Raw genomic sequence first — 20,429 nt, forward strand, 5'->3', positions numbered from 1 at the left:
CATTCAAATGAATGGTTTCTTATAAAATAAGAGCTCGTTTTTGAAATTACGAAAACATAGCTCAATGCGACCAAGGTCGCGTTGGGCCCGTTTGCTTTGTTTGTTGTTATTCAGTTTTCAAGGATCGTGCTCCCTCTTTCCGAAGAAAGAGGCGCGGTACGAGTTCCGCGACGAGCTGGCTAATCTAACCGATCAGCGATTTTATGTCAATCTTTTTTTTCTTCTTTTTTCGTTCCGAAGAACTTGAAACAACTGCGATAACCGTCATGGCGCGCCCGCTGTTTGCCCGTCCCTCAGAGACCGCAGGAAAGTACTTGATTACGGCCTCTCAGTCAAGAACAAAAATGAATTATTTGCCAAAAGATTTAAGGTACTGCCGGGGACGTTTTTGTATCTTGCTAGAGTTCCCTTGAAATTGAATTTTAGCCGGTAAAAAAAAATGGCTGAAGGGGTTAGATCCCTCAGCCATTTTTATCACGGAAAGCTCCGCCTCATAACAGAACAGACTATCAGTCTGCGCTTAATTCACGAACGCTGCGGATATATGTTTTGGTCAAGGTCGGGTGATCTTTTACAATCTTGTCCAGCTCTGGCGAAAGGCTCTCCGTCAGGTGTTCATCGATCTGGGCATAGGTCATTTCCAGAATGACCGCTTCTTCGATCTTTTCGGCAAAAATCTTTTTATCCTCGTCTTTTTCGATATAAGCAAATATACCTTCTGAGGAACCGCTTTTGGCACTATCTTCAAGTGAATTGATGCGTTGTAGAATGGTATCGATCTCGCCGCGGGTCTGTTCCTGGAGGAGCTTGAGCTTATCCAGTTGGTCCTTGACTTCCTGGCTGATGGATATCTTTTCAACTTTAGCGGTTAATTCTGCCACAAGATCTTTGGTCTTCTGCTCCGATTCCTTCAGGGTTGCCACAACTTCGTTTAACTGTTCAATCTGTTCGAGCCGCTGACTGTTTTCGCTGCGAACGGATTGCAGGCCACTCTGGAGTGACTCGTTATCCCCTGTGAGCTGCCTGATTTTTGTAAGTAACGCCGAATTACTGTCCTGCAGGGCGGAAATGGTCTGTTTCATATGCTGGTACTCCTCCTCACTTATAGAAGGTTCCACTAAATTCTGGTTACAACACTGACCGCTAAGCCTTGCTGCGTTTAGTGAGAAGTTTTTTTTTAAGCCGGAATACATTTGTGAGGCCTGATCGGAGTCAACCATCGCAACCGCCGCCAGGAAAATTCCTATAAGGAGGGCGATAGATAGAGTCAGGGCTATCGCCATGCCTATAACAAAGAGGATAGTATTGCCGATCCCGGATAGAAGGGTGACGATTCCTCCTGCACTGGCGCCAGAATCGGAAGAACCGGCACTGACGACAAGTACCACGACAATAACAAGAATCGCCGCGGATTGTAGAAGAGGAGTCTTGAACTTATTGTTTTGCATTTTTTTCTCCTGAAATCTAAAAATTATATGAAAATTACTGAAAATAGTACCAGCAATATGTTGAAGGCCAATCTAGCACACCAGGATGGAATTGGACACAGTTATCAGTGGTAATGGCGCATCAAAAGATGATCACCGGACCTGACCTGAGGGTGAAAAGCCTTGCTAAAAGATGAATACGTTATTGTAATAAAAATTTCACGATATTTCCTGAAAAAAATTACCGATTCTTTAACCATGTTGAATTACCTGTGGCCCTCAAGTTTTGTTATCCTCTGCAGCACGGGGGGGTGGCTGTAGTGAATAAATACGTTGAGTGGATGTGGAGTCAAATTGCTGAGGTTAGCTTTACTTAACTTCTTTAAACCCGATATGAGAAAATCCGGACTTTTGGTACTGGTGGCGCCGTAATGGTCGGCTTCATACTCATGTTTTCGCGAAAAGATATTGAACGCGACGGAGACACCAATATTTACCGGGCTGTAGAGAAAGCCGAAGAAAATAAGGCTGGAATAGACCGAAGGGTGTTCCATTTTGAATGCGTATGCCACTTCAGGAACAGTCAGGAAGAGTGACAGCAGGTAGAACATGATTCCGGTCTGTACAATAGTCGCTGCCATCATCTTTTGGATATGATCCAACTTGAAGTGACCCATCTCGTGGGCCAGCACCGCTACTATTTCTTCATCGTCGAGTTTTTCAATTAAGGTATCGTAAAAAACTATTTTCCTGAACCGACCGAAGCCGGTAAAAAAGGCGTTGAGCTTGGAGGAGCGCTTTGACCCGTCCATTGTAAAAATTCCCTGGATGTAAAAATCTTCCTGCTCCAGGTATTTTTCGATCTTGTTACGAAGTTCCCCTTGTTCAAGAGGGGTGAATTTATTGAACAGCGGCATTATCAGAACAGGGGCAAGATATTGCACAAGCAATGAGAAACAGCATACCCCAATCCAGCAATAGACCCAGCCGTATTGCCCGGTGGCTGAAAAAAACCATATGATACCACCAAACAGGGGAGCTCCTATCACTATCGAGAGTAGTGCTGTTTTTATTAAATCGAGCATATAGGTTCTAACAGTAGTGCGGTTGAACCCATACCGTTCTTCAATAACAAAAGTTGCGTAGACGGAAAAGGGCAGGGCTGCTGCAGAGACGAGCAGGACAAGGACTCCGCCAAAGATAAGGCCGGTGGCAATTTCTCCAAGGTCGAGAGCGCGTGCCCATATATCAATGACATTAAAACCGCCGAACAGAAGAAACAGCAGGGTCAGTGACGTCGACCAGCAATTTTCAACAATACCGAGGCGGGTGGTTGAGCGGGTGTATGCCTGTGACCTGCTGTATTCACTCTGCTCGTATATCGATTTGAAATGGTCGGGCAGTGTCGGTACAAGAGCCCTGATGTTGAGAACGGCTACAGTTGTTTCAAGGATAAATGAACCAAGGAGGATCAGCACTACTGCAACAAGCCACACGTTCATATTAGATAGTCCTGAAGTTGGGGGACCCTGGATTGGCAGCGTATCGATTGCAAAATAGGAGAGCGACCATTGGATGGCGGTTGAGATAAAAAAAAAGCCCTGGAGTCTTCGTAACTCCAGGGCACTGATGAAAAAGTGTTTTTTAGTGGATCAGCTTTAGTGCGCTGCCGGCCATGTCAATAAACTGGGACGGGAAAACACCCATAACCACAATTGAAAGCATCAGCAGCACGGAGAGCGTGGACATCAGCGGGTTGATGGCAACGGCTCCGCGATCTTCATCATCGGTACAAAACGTCACCCGTACGATGGAGAGGTAGTAGTAAATGGCGATGGCGGTATTGATCGCTGCCAGCGTCACTATGACTAGATGTCCTTGTTTCAGGGCTCCCAGAAGCAACAGAAATTTCCCGGTAAAACCTACGAAAGGCGGGATGCCCGCAAGTGCAAAAAGGGCCACGGTGAAAGTGATCGCCAGTATAGGCGAGCGTTTATGTAGTCCTGTAAAATCTTCAACAGCGACGTTCTTTCCCCCCTGGGATATGCTGCAGATAACCAGAAAGCAAGCAAGATTCATCATCAGGTATCCAACGATATAGTAGATTGCTGTCCCGTAGCCGGTGAGTTGAAAGGTTAACAACCCAAGGAGAATAAAGCCCGCGTGGGCAATACCTGAAAAACCGAGGAGTCGTTTTATATCCTTTTGCACCAGAGCCGAGAGGTTACCGTAGAACATCGACAGCACCGCACAGACTCCAAGTACATTGACAATCACCATTCCGGGTCCGGTCACAAGGTTGGTCATCCTTATGAGCAGGGCGACAGCCGCCAGTTTGGGAACGGCAGCAATAAAGGCTGTGGTTTCGTTGGAAGCTCCCTCATAGATGTCGGGCACCCAAAAATGGAGCGGAAAGAGAGCGAGCTTGTAGAAAAAGCCTGCCAGTACCAGAAGTATTGCGACGATTGCTGCGGGCTGGGTGTAGACTTTGCTCAGGGCGGGCGCTATTTTTGCAAGTTCGGTGGTGCCGGTCAAGCCGTAGATGTAACTCATGCCGAAAAGCATGAGGCCGGTAGCCACAACCCCATAGAGAAGGTACTTGATGCCGGCCTCCATCTGCAGTCCGGAGGTTATAGAGTTTTTGCGCATTGGTACCATGATGTAGACAGCAAAAGAAGATACCTCAAGGGCGACGAATATCGCCAGCAGCTCTATGCTCGAGACCAGCATCATCAACCCTAGCACCGCGGTGAAGAGAAAGAGATAGTACTCGGCCTGAAGCCCTTTTTTCACTCCCGCATCGTTGGCGCTGAATAGCAGGATTATCAATGTTCCCAGTGCGATCAGCACCTTGAAGAGCTGGGAAAACAGATCCACCTGGTAGGCACCGTAAAAGAGCGTGCCTTCACTTCTTACGCACAACAAAGAGATAAGCAACGTCAGTCCGGCAACCGCAATAGCGGACTTTTGGACTTTGTCGTTACTTGGACGCCCTAAACTGAAAAAGAAGAAAACCAGTCCGGCCCCCAGCGTGGTTAATTCAGGAAGAAATAGCATCGTAGTACCTTTACGAGTTCTAAGTTAATTACAGGCTCAATTTCCAAGTAACCCAGCCGCGGCGACTGCCCCGGTTTGGTGCAGATCGAACTGGGTAAGCAGTTCGGAAACACTGGTATGCATCAGCTCGAGAAAAGGCTGCGGTCCCAAACCAATCCAGAAAACAAAGAATAAAAATGGTGCAAGTGTCACTATTTCCCGAACGTTCAGGTCAAAATCCCTTAACCATGCAAGGTCCGGGTTGTTGGTTCCGCCCCACACTATTTTCTGCAGCATCCGTAACATATAGGCTGCGGCGAGAACCGCGCCGGGGATTGCGGCAAGAGCCAGGTAAGGAAATTGATTCTGCGAGGTGCTGAACTGAAAAGCCCCCGAGAGAATCATGAATTCACCGACGAAACTGTTGGTCCCGGGAAATGCAAAGGAAGAAAGGGAAAAGAAGCCGAGAAACGTTATGAAAATCGGCATGTATTTACCAATTCCGGTCGCTGAAAGAAGTTCTCTGCTGTGGGTACGTTCGTAGATCATTCCCACACAGAGGAAGAGGGCGCCAGTGGTTATACCGTGGTTGATCATTTGCAGGATGGCCCCCTCGATGCCGTCCACGTTCATAACAAAGATCCCCAGGGTTACAAATCCCATATGGCCAACCGAAGAATAGGCGATAAGTTTTTTCATGTCGGACTGGCCCAGTGCGGTAAACCCACCGTAAATTATCCCGGCAATCGACAACCAGAGCACATAGGGCATGAGAATTACCGTCGCTTCAGGGGTGATCGGCAGGGCAAACCGCAGAAACCCGTATGTTCCCATCTTCAGCAGAATGGAGGCAAGGATAACCGAGCCCGCGGTCGGCGCTTCAACGTGGGCAGCCGGTAACCATGTGTGGAACGGGAACATCGGCACCTTGATGGCAAAAGCGAGAAAAAAAGCGATAAACAAACATACCTGGGCCGTAACTGAATAGTGCTGCCACATCATGTCGGGAATGAAGAAGCTGTGATCATTGGCGACATAGAGCCAGATTATGGCAACAAGCAGAAGGATCGATCCGGCAAGCGTGTAAAGAAAGAATTTTATCGACGCATAGATTTTTCGTGGACCGCCCCAGATTCCTATGAGCATGTACATCGGAATGAGCATTGCTTCCCACAAAATGTAGAACAGCACGAAGTCAAGTGCGGCAAATACGCCGACCATTGCGGTCTCCATGATCAGCAAGCAGATCATGAAAGACTTTACTCTTGTCTTGATGTATGACCAGGACGCCAGTACACAGAATGGCATAATAAGGGTGGTCAGCAGAATGAGCAGCAGCGATATGCCGTCGATTCCCATGGTGTAGTTGATATTGAAAGTGTCAATCCACACCTTGTGCTCGACGAATTGAAATTTTGCGGTGGTCTTGTCGAAACCAAAGAGCAGCTTCAGCGACAACAGAGCAATAAGACTCGTGAAGCCCAGGCTGACCCTGCGGCACCACTCTTCACTTCTTAAAGGCAGAAGAAGTAACGCACCCACCAGAGGTAGAAATGTCAGTACACTCAGAATGGGGAAGCCGGAGTTAATCAGTAGTTGATCCATTACCAGTGATCCTTGTGTTCAATATTATAGCAAGACAAAGGAAGCCAGAAGTATAGCGGCGAAAGTGACAGTGACATACAGTGTCTGTTGAATCTGTCCTTTCTGCAGTACCAGTGTTACTCTTCTGCCCAGCGCTCTGACGCATCTGGCGCTTCCGTCCACCACACCATCTATTCCGTGCCAGTCGAACCATGACCAGAATTTTGCCGAGCTCATAAGGCAGTTAAGACCGACGACCCGGTAGATAACTCCCCAGACATTGTCAAACCACTGGATAGGATAGGTGGCAAGCCAGAGAAACCCACGTCCTCCAATACGGTAGAACCAGTCGAGATCGAGGCTAATCGTCGCTCTTGGGGCGATGAGCTCTTTCAGGAAGTAGAAAGCGACCCCGGTAAAAGCGAGGAGTTGAAGGGTTTCGCTGAGGTGGTAACTTCCGTAAGGATGGTACGCCACTTCAGGGTTTGGCAGCATGTTGTACAAAAATGGGGTATAGGAGCCGATAAAGAAACAGAGAAGGGCGGAAATAAGCATCGCCAGGTGCATATTCCAGGGCGGATCCTCAGCCCGGTTAAACGTAGCCGCATCACATCTGCTCTCACCAAAGAACACATAGTATGGCAGTCGCAGGCCGGCAACAAGAAAAGTGCCTACAGATACCAGCGTAAGCAGGAAACCAACCGGCAACAGATGTGCTTCAAAGGAAGCGGTGACGATCATGGATTTGGTGACGAAGCCGGAGAAAAACGGAAATGCCGATACGGAAATTCCCCCTACAACCATGAAAACCAACGTGCTAGGCATTTTTTTATACAACCCGCCAAGTTCGGTAAGCTTGGTCTTACCGGTCGCCTGGACGACAGCTCCGGCAGCCATAAAAAGAAGTCCTTTGTAGAGGATGTGGGCAAACGCATGAGCGCACGTTCCATTAATGGCAAGCGCGGTGCCGATGCCTACACCGGTGACCATATATCCAACCTGGCTGACAATCTCCCAGCCGAGCAGGCGGCGGATATCGTTTTCCATGATAGCGTAGACGATGCCGTAAATAGCCATTATGACCCCGAGCACGATGAGTATGTCGAATCCTGCGAAAGCTCGGGCAAGGGTGTAGATGGCTGTTTTGGTGGTGAACGCGCACATGAACACTGCACCGGTAACCGTCGCTTTTGAGTAAGCGTCAGGAAGCCATGAGTGGAGCGGAGGCACTGCGGCATTGAGCATAAGCCCGGCAAGAATAAGCCAGGTGTACAGCTGACTGTTCTGTTCACTGAGGTGAACAAAGGAAAGATCTCCGGTCACCTGGTACCTGAGGACGAATCCCAGGAGAAGAAGCACCCCGCCGAAGGTGTGCACGAGAAGGTAACGGTAACCGGCAGCGAGCGCGCCTTTTTCCTTATTGAACCAGACCAGGAAGGTCGAGGCAAAAGCCATCATTTCCCAGAAGAGAAAGAGCACCAGGTAATCGCCGCAATAGATGACGCCGATACTGCCGGCCACGTAGAACCAGGCCGCCATATGTTGCCAGTTGTCGTTGACGTGAAGACCGTATATGGTGCCGATGATAGCCATAAGCGCCATGATGAAGCCGAACACCATCGACAGATTGTCAACACGGCCGAAGGTGAGGGTCCAATCGTTCATGAACGAAACCACCCCATGCATCCCGGGATGCATGTTCAGGTAGATCACGTCCAGAAAAGTGAGTATTGGTACCGTAACAAGGTAGATCTTGCGGAAGGGATCTCTGATGAAGGGCAGTATCAGAGCCCCGAAAATAAGTATAAGGGCCGGATGGATAAAACTACTTGTCATAATAATCCTCCCTTGTCATGATTCCGCCTTTGCCAAACCAGCGTGCAAAATAGACCAGGACTGCACATGCCAGCAGGCCGAAAAGCGACCAGAACCCGGGGATGTGAGCTTCCATCCAGGTATGGGCGTGGTGAGTGTCCACCCCGACAACAGTCCACACAAGCATGACTGCGGTAAGGATAAGACAGCAGGTAGTAAGCCCTTTTTGCCGTTGTTTCAGGTAATCGATGAAATTTACAATCATCCTGTCACCGCCTTTACGAATTGCAACATAAAATTGGGAAAAATACCGATAAGAACCGATATGGTACACGCGATAAGAATTGGAATCAGCATTGACAGTGGTGCCTCCTTGATTCCGCTAAACGGTTCGGTGACCGGTCGCTTGCCGAAAAACGCCTTGTAGGTGACCGGTACGAAGTACGCCGCGTTGAGCATGGTACTGGCAATAAGAATCAGCAGGATCCCCAACTGATGCGCCTGTACCGACCCTATCAGCAGGTTCCATTTGGTGATGAAACCGGCAACCGGCGGCGCGCCGATCATCGACAGCGAGGCCACGGCGAAAGCGCCAAATGTGAAAGGCATCGATTTGCCGAGTCCTTCCATCTCCGAAATGCATTTTTTATGGGTCACTACATAGATAGCGCCGGCACAGAAGAACAGGGTTATCTTTGAGAAAGCATGGTTGACGATATGGATCAGGCCGCCTTGGATTCCAGGATCGGTCAGCAGGGCGACACCCATGATAATGTATGACAGTTGGCTGACCGTGGAGTAAGCGAGCCTTGATTTGAGGTTATCCTTGGAAAGCGCAATAATGGATGCGGCGATAACCGTGAATCCGACAAAATACGCTGTGGGGATGCCGAGATTGAGTGCGTGCATGGTCTCCGTACCAAAAGTATATAGCATGGTCCTGGTGGTACAGAAAACGCCAACTTTGACAACGGCAACAGCATGGAGCAGCGCGGAAACGGGAGTAGGTGCGACCATGGCACCAGGCAACCAGTGATGAAACGGCATCACCCCGTTTTTGGCAAAGCCGAAGATACAGAAAATATAGAGCAGGGTAACCAGTGTTTCGTTAACGCCGGCAGGGAAAATGCCGGTAGAGGCGTTGGTGGCAAAGTCCAGAGTTCCGGTGAGGACATAGATGAGAATGATCGCAGGGAGAAGAAAGGCTTTTGCCGTGGTTGTCAGGTAGACGATATATTTTCTTCCACCGTTGTATCCCTCTTCGTCCTGATGGTGCGCGACCAGCGGATAGGTACAGATGGAGACGATCTCGTAAAACAGATACATGGTGAAGAGATTGTCGGAGAAGGCAACTCCTATGGCGCCAAAAATCGCCAGGGCAAAACACGCGTTGAACCGGGTCTGGGCGTGCTCGTTGAGCCCCCTCATGTATCCCATGGAATAGAATACCGCAATGGTCCACAAAGAAGACGCCACCAAGGCGAAAATCATCGACATGGCGTCGGCTCGCAGGGTAACGGTGATTCCCGGCAGAATGGTGAACATATGCAGGGTTAGCGTTTTGCCGCTGAGAACCGAAGGTATCATCGATCCGACGGTGATCAGAAGCAGTATGGAAGAGACACTGGAAATCCCCTCTCGGACGTTTTCGCTGGCACCTTTAAACATTACCCCAAGAGTGCCGATCAACGGGATAACCAAGGCTATGAGTAGTGTGAAATCCATTCCGTGCGGCTCCTTAATTATCCTTTGAGTTGGGTTGCGTCTTCGGCATCTATTGAGTAGTAGTGCCTGTACACCGCTACGACAATACTCAGCCCTATTGCGGCCTCTGCGGCGGCGACTGCCATAATGAAGAGTGTAAATACCTGTCCGGTAACCGGGTCAGGAGCGACAAACCGGTTGAATGCCATGAAGTTGACGGAGGCGCCGGCGAGAATCATCTCGGCGGCTATCAGCATGCCTATAAACGTTCTTCTTGTTACGACCCCATAAATTCCCATGGCAAAGAGCATGGCCCCGATAACGAGGAATGTGTTCAGGTTGTTGTAGAGTCCAAGTATCGTCATGTCAGCTCTCCCTCCGGATGCGGGCAATAACAAGTGCCCCTAGAATTGCGATGAGCAATACGATTGAGATGAGTTCGAAAACCATTGAATATCTGGTCAACAGCTCAAGGCCGATGGTTCTGAGTGAGCCGTCGTTGATCTTGTCCATTTGGACCCAGTTGGTTTTAAAAGCGAGCACCGAGAAACCGCCGGCCAGAAGAGCCGCCGTAGCAAACCCAAGCGGACCGACAAGAGGTCCGGAAGGACCGACTTTTTTTCGTTGCTCGGGAGCAGCAAGCATGATCGCAAAAGATATCGCGACGGCGACCGCACCGACGTAGATAAGAATCTGCATCATCGATACAAAAGGAGAATTGAGGAAGAAATATATCCCGGCAACTCCGACGAAACAGACTATCAGGCCCGCAACAGCGCGGACAACACGCTCGGCGTTACTGGCTATCAGCCCGCCGATTATGGTGATCGCGATCATTATCAGAAAAACCACACCAACCATGCCCTCGACGCTGAAAAGGGATGGTGAGGAAACCATTGTCGGGTTCATTTGTTTCTGTCCTCCAGACGCTTGAGAAGATCGAAGTAAAAATCCTCTTTTCTGGTGCTCGCCAGATTGTATTCTTTTGAGAAGTCCAGGGCGTTAAAGTTGCAGGATTCAACGCAGGTGCCGCATAGTGAACACTTGGTGAAATCGAGCATATACTTGGTTAAAACCTTCTTTTTTGACCCTTCCTCTTTTTTGCCGGCAATAGAGATGCAGTCAGATGGACAGGCACGCTGGCACATCATGCAGACAACGCAGTTCGGCTCTCCCTCTTCGTTTTCGATCAGTTCGATATGGCCCCTGTAGCGTTCGCACATTTCCAGGGTTTCGTATGGGTAGGAGACTGTGACGGTAGGCTTGATAAATTCCTTGAACGTCACACCCATACCCTCGAAGAGGCTCAAAAGGCCACGGTATATTTCACTAAAATAGGTGACCATCTCAGAATACCTTGATTAGTCCTGCTGTGAACAGCAGGTTGAAAAGTGACAGCGGGATTAATATCTTCCAGCTGAGGTTTAGCAGGCCGTATATGGTTGTTCGCGGGAAAGTCCAGCGAATCCAGATGAAGGTGGCAATGAGTATGTACAGCTTGATAATGAACCACCAGACCCCGGGAAACAGGCCGAAAGGACAACTCCAGCCACCGAGAAAAAGTATGGTCGTCATGCAGGAGCCGATGACGATGTTTGCATACTCGCCCATGAAGAACAGGCCGAATCCCATGGAACCGTACTCTGTGTGAAACCCTGCGACAAGCTCACTCTCAGCTTCTCCGAGATCGAAGGGCGCCCTGTTGGTTTCGGCAAGCGTACAGGTGAAGAAGATGAGAAAGGATAGAGGCATCAGCAGGTTATGGGAGTTGCCCAGCAGCGGAAAGATATTCCAGTGTAATATCGATGGTGACTGCTGGTTGACAATCTCCATAAGGTCGGTGGACCCTGCGATCATGACGACGGTGATGGTCGTGATAAGCATTGGAATCTCGTAAGCAACCGCCTGTGATACGGCTCTGACGGATGACATCATGGAGTACTTGTTCCTTGAGCTCCACCCGGCAAAAACCAGGGACATGGATCCCATCGAGGCAAATGCGAATATCATCAGCACCCCGACATTCATGTTCTTGGCGACAATGGTGTCGCTGAACGGAATGGTAACAAAGCTCATGATGGCCGGGAACATGGCCAGTACCGGTGCTGCAATGAAGAGCACCTTGTCGGCGCCTCCGGGAGTGGTAAGTTGTTTGGCCATCAGCTTGATACCGTCAAGCGGAGGCTGCAACAGGCCGAAAGGACCGTTTATGTTAGGCCCGGGTCGTCTTTGGATACGTGCGGCGCCCCGACGCTCGGCCCATACCAGGTAGGCGGCGTTAAGGGCCGCGAAGGCGATGGCGATTACGACCGCAACAATTACGTTTAGAAGTGTCAGATTCATAGGGGTTCCTCTTACCTGTCTATCTCGGGAATGACCAGATCAAGACTTCCCATAAACGCCAGTGCGTCCATGATCATCATGCCCTTGCACGCTTCGTCAAAAAGATGCATGTTGGAATATGTCGGTGAGCGCAGTTTCAACCGGTACGGTATTTTGTCGCCGTCGCTTACCAGCCTGACTCCGAAACTTCCCCTGGCTGTTTCAACAGCCTGATAATAATCTCCTGCCGGAGGCTTGATTATTTTCGGTTTTTTCTTTGGCATGACCGGGCCGTCCGGCAGCTTAGCAAGCCCCTGTTCGACGATTCGCAGAGATTGTTCGATCTCATCCATCCTTACCATGTATCGCGCCATTGAATCGCATTCGTGGTAGACCGGAATGTCGAAATCGAACTCGGGGTAAACTGAATAGGGTTCGTTCTTGCGGACGTCAAAATTAATCCCCGAGCCCCTGGCCACGGCGCTGCTTGCTCCGTACTTTCGGCATATTTCCTTGCTCAGTGGGGCAACGCCCTCGAGCCGCTTGCGGAAAATAATGTTTCCGGTGACCAGCTTGTGATATTTTTTCAAGGATTTGCGCATCCTCGGGATGAATTTACGAGCGGCGGAGATAAAATCGTCGTCAATATCGTTGTAGACACCGCCGAACCTGAAATAGCAGTAGGTAAGGCGCGAGCCGGTCACGGCTTCAAGCATGTCGAGGATATGCTCCCGGTCCTGGAGTGCGTACATCAGTGGACTGAACCCGCCAAGGTCCATGACAAACGCCCCGAACCAGAAAAGGTGGGAGGCGATGCGGTTGAGCTCAACCATAATGGCGCGGATATATTCAGCCCGCTCGGGGACCTCTATTGCCGAAGCTTTTTCAACCACCAGGACATGGCCGTGACTGTAGCCGAGTGCGCCGAGATAATCCATCCGGCTCAGATTCATGAGAAACTGGGGATAGGTCTTGATCTCCCCCATCTTTTCATGCATTCGATGGATATATCCGATGACTGTCTCGGCGTCGACGATATACTCGCCGTTCATCTCCATTTTTACCCGCAAAACTCCGTGGGTCGCGGGGTGCTGGGGACCGACGTTGAGAATGAAGGTCTCGTCCGGCTGAATTTCTATCGGCGCATTAGTTTCTACAGGAGCATTCATGCCTTGAAATCCTTTAATAGTGGGTGAAAATCTGCGTCTTCGGGGAGAAGAAGGGGAACCAGGTGGGGGTGTCCGACGAAGTTGATGCCGAAGAAGTCCCGGGTTTCCCGCTCATGCCAGTTGGCCCCGGCGTAGATCGTGGTGATGGTTGGGATCTCAGGGTTGTCCCTGGCTATACGCGTACGGATCACGACCCGGCAGAGATCGAAATCGTACCTGCTGAAGTCGTAGATAATTTCCAGCTGATTTTCCTTGATCCAGTCGACTCCGGTTATCGATTCGATGAAGAATTCACCTTCGTCGACTATTTTTACCGCATCAATAAGGAGATCCGGCGGTACCTGGGCGTCAAGGTGATACCCGTGAACGCTGTAATCCCGTTCGATCACCCCGTCGGGTCTTGGGAGTTCCTGTTGTTTTTCATCGACGTTTTCTCCGGCGGTTTCAACTTCCTGCACGGGTTCCGGTTCGATGGTCTCTTCAACCCCTTTGGACGCAAAGAGATTTTCCAGTGCAATTTTTGTTTTTTCACAAATCATTTTTAAACACTCCGGCAACTGCAAAAATACCTTGAAACTATGGTTGACACAGTTTTAATACAGGTGACGCATTGATCAGGCAGCTTCTGGATTCTTCCACCTCTTCCAGTCGGAAACGAGGTGTTCTAGTTCGATGATTCCCTGAAGCAGCGCTTCGGGACGCGGGGGACAACCGGGAACATAGACGTCTACCGGAAGAAATTCATCAGCCCCGAGTACAATGGAATACTGGCCGTCAAAGGCGAAGGGACCGCCGGATATTGCACAGTTGCCAAGAGCCATGACCCATTTGGGTTCGGGCATTTGGTCATAGAGGGTTTTGATGCCGGGCATCATCTTTTTGGTGATGGTTCCGGCGACGATCATGACGTCGCTCTGCCTGGCTGAAGGCCTGAAGACTTCGGCGCCGAACCGCGACATGTCAAAGCGGGCGCATCCGGTAGCCATCATCTCGATGGCGCAGCAGGCGATGCCGAAGGTGAGAGGCCAAAGGGAATTTGCCCTGCTTATATCAATGAGTTTATCAGCCAGTGCAAATTGTACTACCGACGAAGGTATGTTTTTCGTTCCCACTTAAATACTCCCTTTATCCATGCATAAACTATTGCGAGTGATAAGATCCCGACAAAAAGTACTATTTCAATAAAATCGCGTATTGAAGATGCAAAAACAGCATCATTGTAAGCAGTGGCAACAGGGAAGAGAAAGAGAACGTCGACATCAAATGCCAGGAAGATAAGTGCGTAGAGATAGAAGACCACGCCGTAGCGAATCCAGCTGTCCCCAATGGGGTCCATGCCGCATTCGATGAATTGTTTTGCTTTTTGGGCAACCTGCCTGGTACGTAGCGGCATAAGAAGATAGACGATGGCTATCGGGCCCAGCGCGAACGCCAGCCCCCCAAGGGTAAAAGCTGCGATCCAAAGTACATGCTCGTGATACATGAAGGTTGTGAATTGCTGTTCCATACTTGACCCTTGTTCGCTTTTTGAAATGATTCCTGCGACATTTTCAACCTGTGGAGTAGATCAGGAGGTGTCGCTAGCGCTGACGTTGTCCAGTGGCCGCTATAATAAAAAATTGTTATATAGGTGTCAATAAGAAACTCAAATCACAGGTGTTACTCGGTGGTGGTATGAACATCTTCTATTTGCTCGAAATAGTTGATGTAAAAACTCTTGTTAAACTAAATATAAATGATATATTGACTCATTACTTCGTAAGTAAAAAAGATAATAAGTATCAATTTAATTGAATGATGCTCCGGGGGAGAGTAAATGTCTATTACGTTAAGACAGCTTGAAATTTTTATAGCTGTGGCGGAAACTGCACAGGTTACCAAGGCGAGTAAAAAGCTGTTTGTCACCCAATCGGCCGTCAGTATGGCCCTTGCTGAGCTTGAAAATCAGCTCGGGGGGTCTCTTTTCGATCGGCATGGAAGAAGTCTGCTGTTGAACGCAAGGGGCAGGTTTCTGCTGCCGCTGGCTAAAGATATAACCTGTCAGGTCAGCAATATAGAAAACATCATGTCGGAACGCAACGATACTCTGGATGGTGCCATAGATATAGTGGCAAGCACCACTCTTGGCAATTATATCCTTCCATATCTTATCGGCGCGTTTAAAAGGGTTCATCCGAATGTTCATGTCAATCTGCTGGTTTACAACACCAGGTATGCGGAAAAAATGGTCCTGGAAAAAGACGTCGATGTCGGATTTGTCGAAGGGCCCTTGTCAGGACATTCCGAAATCCAGGAGCGGGACTGGTTTGAAGATGAGCTTGTTGTTCTCTGCGGCCCGACCGATCCTCTTGCCCACAATGAGGTCTTTAATATCGATAAGGATCTGAAGGGCAAAAAGTGGATCATGCGTGAGAGCGGTTCGGGGACAGCGGCCGTGGTACGCGAACGATTCGGAAAGTACATGGAACAGGTAAATGTGGTTATGGAGATGGGACACCCCGAAGCGGTAAAGAAAGGGGTGGAGTCAGGAGCCGGCATTACCTGTCTGTCAGCTCTGAGTATCTGTCGGGAAGCGGAGAATGGGTGGCTCAAAGGTCTCAAGATAGAAGGGCTGAACATGAAGAGACAGCTGCGGATTATTCAGCGCACGGATCTGGACATGAGCGATGCTCTAGCCGAATTTTTATCGTTTTGCGACGTGATGACCATTTGCGACGATTCGGGAATCTGTTTGTCGAGCCCCTGGAAGCTGCAGTCGCTGCTGGCAAGGCATTCGGCGATGAAAAAGTAGCGCGCAGAAAGGACAAGAGCCCTGGTTGCTGACCGAAGAAATCAGTCTTTACCGGATATGCAATGATCCAGGGTTCGGTCCTGGTAGAACACCTGCTTGAGGAAAAGCCCCTGGGGAGGTGCGGTCGGACCTCCTGAGGAACGATCTTTGGCCGCCAGGATTGCGGCGAACTGTTCCGCGTCGAATTTTCCCCTTCCCGCTTCGAGAATGGTGCCGACTAAATTTCTCACCATATTTTTCAAAAAACCATCGCCGATAAATTCAAAAACCAGGCAATCTTTATCCTGCTGCAGGAGTCTGGCGCTGTAAATCGTGCGGACGGCTCCCCTGCCGCCGGTCAAGGATTTATCCCGTGAGCCGCTGTTTTCAAAAGAAGAAAAATCGTGTGTGCCGACAACAGCCTGGAGGCATGAGTTGATGGTCGCAAGGTTGAGCGGGGCCGTTACGTGATGACTGTAGAGACGGATCCGGGGGGGATGCACCTTGCCGGTGAAAACCGTATAGTGGTATTTTTTGCCGATGGCTGAAAAGCGTGCATGAAAGGAAGGGTCGCAGGTGTTGGTATCAAGGATCCTGATCGCACCTGGCAGCATGGAGTTTAATCCCCGCATGAAATTTTGATCCGGGATTCTTGAGCTGCAGTCAAAATGAGCGACCATGCCTTCGGCGTGAACCCCGCCATCTGTTCTTCCCGCCCCGTGAAGAAAAATATCTTCGTTGGTCATGATGCTCAAACACTTCTCGATTTCCCCCTGAATGGTGCGGTCATGTTTTTGTCTCTGCCAGCCGCTGAAGCTGCTTCCATCATAAGCGATGAGCAGCTTCAGCCTTCTATTCCAGGGCAACCTGATACCTGAATCGATCATCTGGGCCCTGCGGTTTCAGGGAAAAAACGGAGCAGCGTCAAGGCCTGAAGTTTCATCAAATCCGCACATGATGTTCATGTTCTGTACCGCCTGACCAGAAGCACCCTTGACCACGTTGTCGATTGCGGACATGACTATCACCCGATTGGTCGCAGGGTCGACCTTGACTGAAATGTCACAAAAATTGGACCCTCTGACGCTGTTAGTGGCGGGAAAACAATCTTCGTCCAGGACTCTTACAAAAAATTCGTCTTGGTAAAACTCCCGGTACATTGAGATGATTTGTTCCTGATTGAGTTTGGTCCTGAGGGTAGCGTATATGGTGCTGAGAATACCCCTTGAGATAGGTAGCAGATGCGGGGTGAACGAGATTACAGCATCGGTGCCGGCAAGAAGGCTCAGTTCCTGTTCGATTTCCGGCGTGTGCCGGTGGGCCCTGCCCACTTTGTAGGGTCTGAAACCGTCGTGTACTTCGCAGAACAGCGTTCCGGTCTGGGCACCACGGCCGGCGCCGGAAGTCCCCGATTTGGAGTCGGCGATAATGGTGTTGGGATCGATGCCGTCTGCCTTTAACAACGGGGCGAGACCGAGGATTATGGACGTAGGATAACATCCGGGGTTGGCAATCAGCCGTGCGGATTTAATGGTGCTGCGGTACAGTTCGGGAAGCCCGTAAACGGCTTCGCGCAGAAACTCCGGGGAGGAGTGGGGCTGGTACCATTTTTCGTAGACACTGACGTCTCTTATTCTGAAATCTGCTGAGAGGTCTATCACTTTCTTGTCATGTGCAAGCAGTGACGGTACCAGATCCATCGCTGTTTTATGGGGAACCGCTGTAAAAAAAAGATCTGCTCTTGCCGCCAGCTCATCCGGAGTAAGGTTTTCGCAGATGATGTCGGCCTTTTTCCTGAGACTGGGGAATACCTCTGAGAGGGGGCGTCCCTCGTATTGTCTTGAGGTTGCAACGCTGATGTTTGCTTCAGGGTGACAGCAGAGCAGGCGTGCCAGTTCTGCCCCTGTATAACCAGATGCGCCTATAATACCGACATTAATCATATCGAGATCTCTCCTTGAAAAAGGCGTTAAAAAAAAAGGGAGGGACAGCAGAACTGTCACTCCCTTGAAAACCGAATTTGTAACTGCAGTTGCCTGCAGTTCGCTGTTTGTTCCGGTTCGGCGATGAACCAACGATAAGGATATTAACGTTTGGAGAACTGGAACTTGGCGCGGGCCCCTTTCTGGCCGTATTTCTTTCTCTCTTTCATTCTCGGATCACGGGTCAGCAGCCCTGATTGCTTTAGCGGAATCCTGTTTTCCGGATTGGTTTCAAGAAGTGCTCTGGAGATTCCGTGGGAAAGTGCGTCAACCTGCGCTGATTTGCCGCCACCTTTGAGGGTGGCCATTACGTCATATTGCTCCAGGGTCTCTGTCACTTTGAACGGTCTGACGATTTTATGGCTCTTGAAAATCTGGCCGAAATAATCGTCGGCGTCCATCTTGTTGACAATAATTTTACCGGTACCTGGTGTAAGCCAAACTCTGGCAACGGCATTCTTTCTTTTTCCTGTGGCGTAAAAACTATCCTGAGCCATGGTTGTTATCTCCAAATTAAATATCTAATTCAACAGGTTGTTGCGCTGCGTGAGGGTGGTCTTTACCAGCGTAAACTTTTAGTTTTTTCAGCTGCGCCCGGCCGAGTTTGTTTTTGGGAAGCATACCCTTGACCGCTTTCATGAGCAGATCGGTCGGGTGCTTTTCCAGCAGTTCCTTGGCGGAGGCTTCTTTGATGCCGCCGATATACCCGGTGTGGCGATAGTACTTCTTGTCGTTGATTTTATTGCCGGTCAGAACTATTTTCTCGGCGTTGGTTACCACGACGAAATCGCCGTTGTCGATGAAAGAGGAGAAAGTAGGTTTGTGCTTGCCGCGCAGCCGGTTGGCAATCTCCGATGCCAGACGGCCAAGAACCTTATTTTCTGCGTCAACAACGTACCAATTTTTCTCGATCTCGTTGACTGGGGTAAGATAGCTTTTCATTATATCCCTCAACTGGTCAAACAATTAATAAAAAAAGGTCCGAACAGCGTCGAACCTTTTTAATGTATAGTGGAGCGGGAAACGAGATTCGAACTCGCGACTTCAACCTTGGCAAGGTTACACTCTACCACTGAGTTATTCCCGCTCATTGTGTTTTCGGTGTCAGAACTGGGATGTTTATACAAGGTCCTACACTGAGTGTCAATTAAAAAAATTATCGACGTAAGTTTTTCAATATAAATGTTTTCTCGACAACTGTCACGTAAAAATGGATGCAGCGTTGCCCTGAAACAAGAATATTGTGGTATTCATGAATTAATGGTATAGATTTCCCAACGTTATTTAGCAGGAAAAATAAGAAGAATCAAGAGATGGTGATTGACCGATGACACAGCAAGAGCACCAGAGAAAAAGCGTTATATCAAGAAAGACAAACGAAACTGAGATCTACATGAGCCTTGTCTTGGACGGAACCGGGAAGTATCAGGTGAAGACCGGGGTGGGGTTTCTGGACCATATGCTGACCCTGTTTAGTGTTCATGGCTTTTTCGATTTTGAAATCGATGCCACAGGTGACACTGAAGTCGACGACCATCACACAGTCGAAGATATAGGCATCTGTCTTGGGCAGGCATTTGCTGAAGCAATCGGCGACAAAAAAGGTATTGCGCGTTATGGACATTGCTATCTGCCGATGGATGAGACCCTTGTAAGGGTGGTTGTAGATATCTCAAATCGCCCATATCTGCATTACAACGTTCCGGTGGTTGAGCAGAAGCTCGGCAGCTTCGATACCATGCTGGTAAAAGAATTTTTTCGGGCTGTCAGTCACCATGCCGGGATCACCCTGCATATAGACCTGTTGCATGGTGAGAATGGTCACCATATAATAGAAGCAGTATTCAAGGCTTTTGCCAGGGTAATGAACAGTGCCACCTCGCCTCTTGGGATAGAGGGGGTGTTATCGTCTAAGGGGTGTCTGTAATTGTTTGTACAAGAGAGAAGAAATTTCAGATTTTTTTAACCCAAGAGGGTGACTTTGTGAATAAAACATTTTACTGGTCCTTTGTTGTCGTAATTGTTGCCGCTTTTATGTCTTCATGTTCGTCAAAAGTGGTGGAAGACCACAAGGTAGCGGCGCCGATGCAGCCGCTGAACTGCATTGCGGTGGTTCCCGCCGTAACCTCGGTGGACAAGGACGAGACTGTCAGATATGAAGAGGCAAAGGCTCTTGAAAAAGGGGCCGCCTTTGCAACTGCCGTTCTTACCGCCAAACTCGGTTCCAACGAACGTGTCCGGGTGCTTAACAGCGCTCAGGTCTCGGCGCTGCTGACAGGTGTTACCGGAGGGCGCGTCGGAACCGTTTCGGCGCTCGGTGACAAGGTCAATTGTGACGGGATATTGCTGACCACCGTCTCCAAGTTCAGACAACGTCAGGGGACCGGTCTTGCCGTGGATACCCCGGCGTCGGCAAGTTTTCAGATGGTCTTGAAACATGCTGAAAACGGCAATGTGCTCTGGGCCACCAATTTTGAAGAGACCCAGGAGTCGCTGTTGAGTAATATATTCTCTTTTCGAAAAGCCCAGAAAAGAGGGTTTAAGTGGATAACGGTAGAAGAACTCATGGAGCAGGGGATCGATGAAAAACTGCAAAATTGTCCCTACCTTAAATAGCCGG

General features: G+C 49.4%; 22 protein-coding genes and 1 tRNA gene. 3 read left to right on the forward strand and 20 right to left on the reverse strand.

Annotated features, from left to right (window positions below; genetic code table 11):
• Positions 1 to 509: 509 nt before the first annotated feature.
• From BLQ17_RS19215 to BLQ17_RS19285, 15 genes are all read right to left on the reverse strand, one after another.
• Entirely contained in the window at positions 510 to 1,448 is a 939-nt protein-coding gene (locus BLQ17_RS19215; protein ID WP_092225779.1) for a hypothetical protein, read from the reverse strand.
• 245 nt (positions 1,449 to 1,693) lie between these two features.
• The gene (locus tag BLQ17_RS19220) at positions 1,694 to 2,929 is read right to left on the reverse strand and encodes a M48 family metallopeptidase (RefSeq protein ID WP_092225780.1); all 1,236 of its coding nucleotides are present in this window, start codon (positions 2,927 to 2,929) and stop codon (positions 1,694 to 1,696) included.
• 142 nt (positions 2,930 to 3,071) lie between these two features.
• A complete protein-coding gene (locus BLQ17_RS19225; RefSeq protein ID WP_092225781.1) occupies positions 3,072 to 4,484 on the reverse strand; it encodes an NADH-quinone oxidoreductase subunit N in 1,413 nt (470 codons plus the stop codon).
• A gap of 36 nt (positions 4,485 to 4,520) precedes the next feature.
• Positions 4,521 to 6,068 (reverse strand): complex I subunit 4 family protein, encoded by a 1,548-nt coding sequence (locus tag BLQ17_RS19230; RefSeq protein ID WP_092225782.1) that lies wholly within the window; start codon positions 6,066 to 6,068, stop codon positions 4,521 to 4,523.
• Between the two features lie 24 nt (positions 6,069 to 6,092).
• Positions 6,093 to 7,883: a Na(+)/H(+) antiporter subunit D gene (locus tag BLQ17_RS19235; protein ID WP_092225783.1), complete on the reverse strand. Its 1,791-nt coding sequence runs from the start codon at positions 7,881 to 7,883 to the stop codon at positions 6,093 to 6,095.
• Complete coding sequence (locus tag BLQ17_RS19240) at positions 7,873 to 8,127, reverse strand: DUF1129 domain-containing protein (protein ID WP_092225784.1); 255 nt, start codon at positions 8,125 to 8,127, stop codon at positions 7,873 to 7,875. The genes BLQ17_RS19235 and BLQ17_RS19240 overlap by 11 nt, the downstream gene beginning before the upstream one ends.
• Complete coding sequence (locus tag BLQ17_RS19245; protein ID WP_092225785.1) at positions 8,124 to 9,587, reverse strand: monovalent cation/H+ antiporter subunit D family protein; 1,464 nt, start codon at positions 9,585 to 9,587, stop codon at positions 8,124 to 8,126. The genes BLQ17_RS19240 and BLQ17_RS19245 overlap by 4 nt, the downstream gene beginning before the upstream one ends.
• 17 nt (positions 9,588 to 9,604) lie before the next feature.
• Entirely contained in the window at positions 9,605 to 9,931 is a 327-nt protein-coding gene (nuoK, locus tag BLQ17_RS19250; protein ID WP_092225786.1) for an NADH-quinone oxidoreductase subunit NuoK, read from the reverse strand.
• Position 9,932: 1 nt separating this feature from the next.
• Positions 9,933 to 10,475, reverse strand: coding sequence for an NADH-quinone oxidoreductase subunit J family protein (locus BLQ17_RS19255; RefSeq protein ID WP_092225787.1), 543 nt, complete (start codon positions 10,473 to 10,475; stop codon positions 9,933 to 9,935).
• The gene (locus tag BLQ17_RS19260; protein ID WP_092225788.1) at positions 10,472 to 10,912 is read right to left on the reverse strand and encodes a 4Fe-4S dicluster domain-containing protein; all 441 of its coding nucleotides are present in this window, start codon (positions 10,910 to 10,912) and stop codon (positions 10,472 to 10,474) included. Before BLQ17_RS19260 ends, BLQ17_RS19255 begins: the two co-directional genes overlap by 4 nt.
• 1 nt (position 10,913) lies before the next feature.
• On the reverse strand, positions 10,914 to 11,909 hold the full coding sequence (gene nuoH, locus BLQ17_RS19265; RefSeq protein WP_092225789.1) for an NADH-quinone oxidoreductase subunit NuoH: 996 nt from the start codon (positions 11,907 to 11,909) through the stop codon (positions 10,914 to 10,916).
• Between the two features lie 11 nt (positions 11,910 to 11,920).
• Complete coding sequence (locus BLQ17_RS19270; protein WP_092225790.1) at positions 11,921 to 13,057, reverse strand: NADH-quinone oxidoreductase subunit D; 1,137 nt, start codon at positions 13,055 to 13,057, stop codon at positions 11,921 to 11,923.
• Positions 13,054 to 13,596: an NADH-quinone oxidoreductase subunit C gene (locus BLQ17_RS19275; protein WP_092225791.1), complete on the reverse strand. Its 543-nt coding sequence runs from the start codon at positions 13,594 to 13,596 to the stop codon at positions 13,054 to 13,056. Before BLQ17_RS19275 ends, BLQ17_RS19270 begins: the two co-directional genes overlap by 4 nt.
• A 75-nt stretch (positions 13,597 to 13,671) precedes the next feature.
• Positions 13,672 to 14,169, reverse strand: a complete 498-nt coding sequence (locus BLQ17_RS19280; RefSeq protein ID WP_092225792.1) for an NADH-quinone oxidoreductase subunit B — start codon at positions 14,167 to 14,169, stop codon at positions 13,672 to 13,674.
• Positions 14,139 to 14,564: an NADH-quinone oxidoreductase subunit A gene (locus BLQ17_RS19285; protein WP_092225793.1), complete on the reverse strand. Its 426-nt coding sequence runs from the start codon at positions 14,562 to 14,564 to the stop codon at positions 14,139 to 14,141. The genes BLQ17_RS19280 and BLQ17_RS19285 overlap by 31 nt, the downstream gene beginning before the upstream one ends.
• A 309-nt stretch (positions 14,565 to 14,873) precedes the next feature.
• Here BLQ17_RS19285 and BLQ17_RS19295 point away from each other — a divergent pair, with 309 nt between their 5' ends.
• Positions 14,874 to 15,848: a LysR substrate-binding domain-containing protein gene (locus tag BLQ17_RS19295; RefSeq protein ID WP_092225795.1), complete on the forward strand. Its 975-nt coding sequence runs from the start codon at positions 14,874 to 14,876 to the stop codon at positions 15,846 to 15,848.
• A gap of 41 nt (positions 15,849 to 15,889) precedes the next feature.
• On the opposite strand, the gene truA is transcribed toward BLQ17_RS19295, so the two are convergent.
• The 5 genes from truA to BLQ17_RS19320 form a co-directional block, all read right to left on the reverse strand.
• Positions 15,890 to 16,714, reverse strand: coding sequence for a tRNA pseudouridine(38-40) synthase TruA (gene truA, locus BLQ17_RS19300; RefSeq protein ID WP_092225796.1), 825 nt, complete (start codon positions 16,712 to 16,714; stop codon positions 15,890 to 15,892).
• Positions 16,715 to 16,729: 15 nt separating this feature from the next.
• Positions 16,730 to 17,770 carry an N-acetyl-gamma-glutamyl-phosphate reductase gene (argC, locus tag BLQ17_RS19305; protein WP_092225797.1) on the reverse strand — a complete coding sequence of 347 codons (1,041 nt, stop codon included), beginning with the start codon at positions 17,768 to 17,770 and terminating at the stop codon, positions 16,730 to 16,732.
• A gap of 143 nt (positions 17,771 to 17,913) precedes the next feature.
• A complete protein-coding gene (gene rpsI / locus BLQ17_RS19310; protein WP_092225798.1) occupies positions 17,914 to 18,306 on the reverse strand; it encodes a 30S ribosomal protein S9 in 393 nt (130 codons plus the stop codon).
• 16 nt (positions 18,307 to 18,322) lie between these two features.
• On the reverse strand, positions 18,323 to 18,751 hold the full coding sequence (gene rplM / locus BLQ17_RS19315) for a 50S ribosomal protein L13 (protein ID WP_092225799.1): 429 nt from the start codon (positions 18,749 to 18,751) through the stop codon (positions 18,323 to 18,325).
• 70 nt (positions 18,752 to 18,821) lie between these two features.
• Positions 18,822 to 18,896 (reverse strand) — tRNA-Gly (locus BLQ17_RS19320).
• Between the two features lie 240 nt (positions 18,897 to 19,136).
• Here BLQ17_RS19320 and hisB point away from each other — a divergent pair.
• Together hisB and BLQ17_RS19330 are read left to right on the forward strand one after the other, a co-directional pair.
• Positions 19,137 to 19,736: an imidazoleglycerol-phosphate dehydratase HisB gene (hisB, locus tag BLQ17_RS19325; protein WP_092225800.1), complete on the forward strand. Its 600-nt coding sequence runs from the start codon at positions 19,137 to 19,139 to the stop codon at positions 19,734 to 19,736.
• Positions 19,737 to 19,792: 56 nt separating this feature from the next.
• Entirely contained in the window at positions 19,793 to 20,425 is a 633-nt protein-coding gene (locus BLQ17_RS19330; RefSeq protein ID WP_092225801.1) for a hypothetical protein, read from the forward strand.
• The last annotated feature ends 4 nt before the right edge of the window (positions 20,426 to 20,429 follow it).

The sequence above is a fragment of the Desulforhopalus singaporensis genome (assembly GCF_900104445.1).
GTDB classification, from domain to species: Bacteria; Desulfobacterota; Desulfobulbia; order Desulfobulbales; family Desulfocapsaceae; genus Desulforhopalus_A; species Desulforhopalus_A singaporensis.

What these genes read in the sequence shown, in the direction of transcription:
- BLQ17_RS19215 (WP_092225779.1), bottom strand. Translation starts at nt 1,448, where the DNA reads ATGCAAAACAATAAGTTCAAGACTCCTCTTCTACAATCCGCGGCGATT.
- BLQ17_RS19220 (WP_092225780.1), bottom strand. Translation starts at nt 2,929, where the DNA reads ATGAACGTGTGGCTTGTTGCAGTAGTGCTGATCCTCCTTGGTTCATTT.
- BLQ17_RS19225 (WP_092225781.1), bottom strand. Translation starts at nt 4,484, where the DNA reads ATGCTATTTCTTCCTGAATTAACCACGCTGGGGGCCGGACTGGTTTTC.
- BLQ17_RS19230 (WP_092225782.1), bottom strand. Translation starts at nt 6,068, where the DNA reads ATGGATCAACTACTGATTAACTCCGGCTTCCCCATTCTGAGTGTACTG.
- BLQ17_RS19235 (WP_092225783.1), bottom strand. Translation starts at nt 7,883, where the DNA reads ATGACAAGTAGTTTTATCCATCCGGCCCTTATACTTATTTTCGGGGCT.
- BLQ17_RS19240 (WP_092225784.1), bottom strand. Translation starts at nt 8,127, where the DNA reads ATGATTGTAAATTTCATCGATTACCTGAAACAACGGCAAAAAGGGCTT.
- BLQ17_RS19245 (WP_092225785.1), bottom strand. Translation starts at nt 9,587, where the DNA reads ATGGATTTCACACTACTCATAGCCTTGGTTATCCCGTTGATCGGCACT.
- nuoK (WP_092225786.1), bottom strand. Translation starts at nt 9,931, where the DNA reads ATGACGATACTTGGACTCTACAACAACCTGAACACATTCCTCGTTATC.
- BLQ17_RS19255 (WP_092225787.1), bottom strand. Translation starts at nt 10,475, where the DNA reads ATGAACCCGACAATGGTTTCCTCACCATCCCTTTTCAGCGTCGAGGGC.
- BLQ17_RS19260 (WP_092225788.1), bottom strand. Translation starts at nt 10,912, where the DNA reads ATGGTCACCTATTTTAGTGAAATATACCGTGGCCTTTTGAGCCTCTTC.
- nuoH (WP_092225789.1), bottom strand. Translation starts at nt 11,909, where the DNA reads ATGAATCTGACACTTCTAAACGTAATTGTTGCGGTCGTAATCGCCATC.
- BLQ17_RS19270 (WP_092225790.1), bottom strand. Translation starts at nt 13,057, where the DNA reads ATGAATGCTCCTGTAGAAACTAATGCGCCGATAGAAATTCAGCCGGAC.
- BLQ17_RS19275 (WP_092225791.1), bottom strand. Translation starts at nt 13,596, where the DNA reads ATGATTTGTGAAAAAACAAAAATTGCACTGGAAAATCTCTTTGCGTCC.
- BLQ17_RS19285 (WP_092225793.1), bottom strand. Translation starts at nt 14,564, where the DNA reads ATGGAACAGCAATTCACAACCTTCATGTATCACGAGCATGTACTTTGG.
- BLQ17_RS19295 (WP_092225795.1), top strand. Translation starts at nt 14,874, where the DNA reads ATGTCTATTACGTTAAGACAGCTTGAAATTTTTATAGCTGTGGCGGAA.
- truA (WP_092225796.1), bottom strand. Translation starts at nt 16,714, where the DNA reads ATGATCGATTCAGGTATCAGGTTGCCCTGGAATAGAAGGCTGAAGCTG.
- argC (WP_092225797.1), bottom strand. Translation starts at nt 17,770, where the DNA reads ATGATTAATGTCGGTATTATAGGCGCATCTGGTTATACAGGGGCAGAA.
- rpsI (WP_092225798.1), bottom strand. Translation starts at nt 18,306, where the DNA reads ATGGCTCAGGATAGTTTTTACGCCACAGGAAAAAGAAAGAATGCCGTT.
- rplM (WP_092225799.1), bottom strand. Translation starts at nt 18,751, where the DNA reads ATGAAAAGCTATCTTACCCCAGTCAACGAGATCGAGAAAAATTGGTAC.
- hisB (WP_092225800.1), top strand. Translation starts at nt 19,137, where the DNA reads ATGACACAGCAAGAGCACCAGAGAAAAAGCGTTATATCAAGAAAGACA.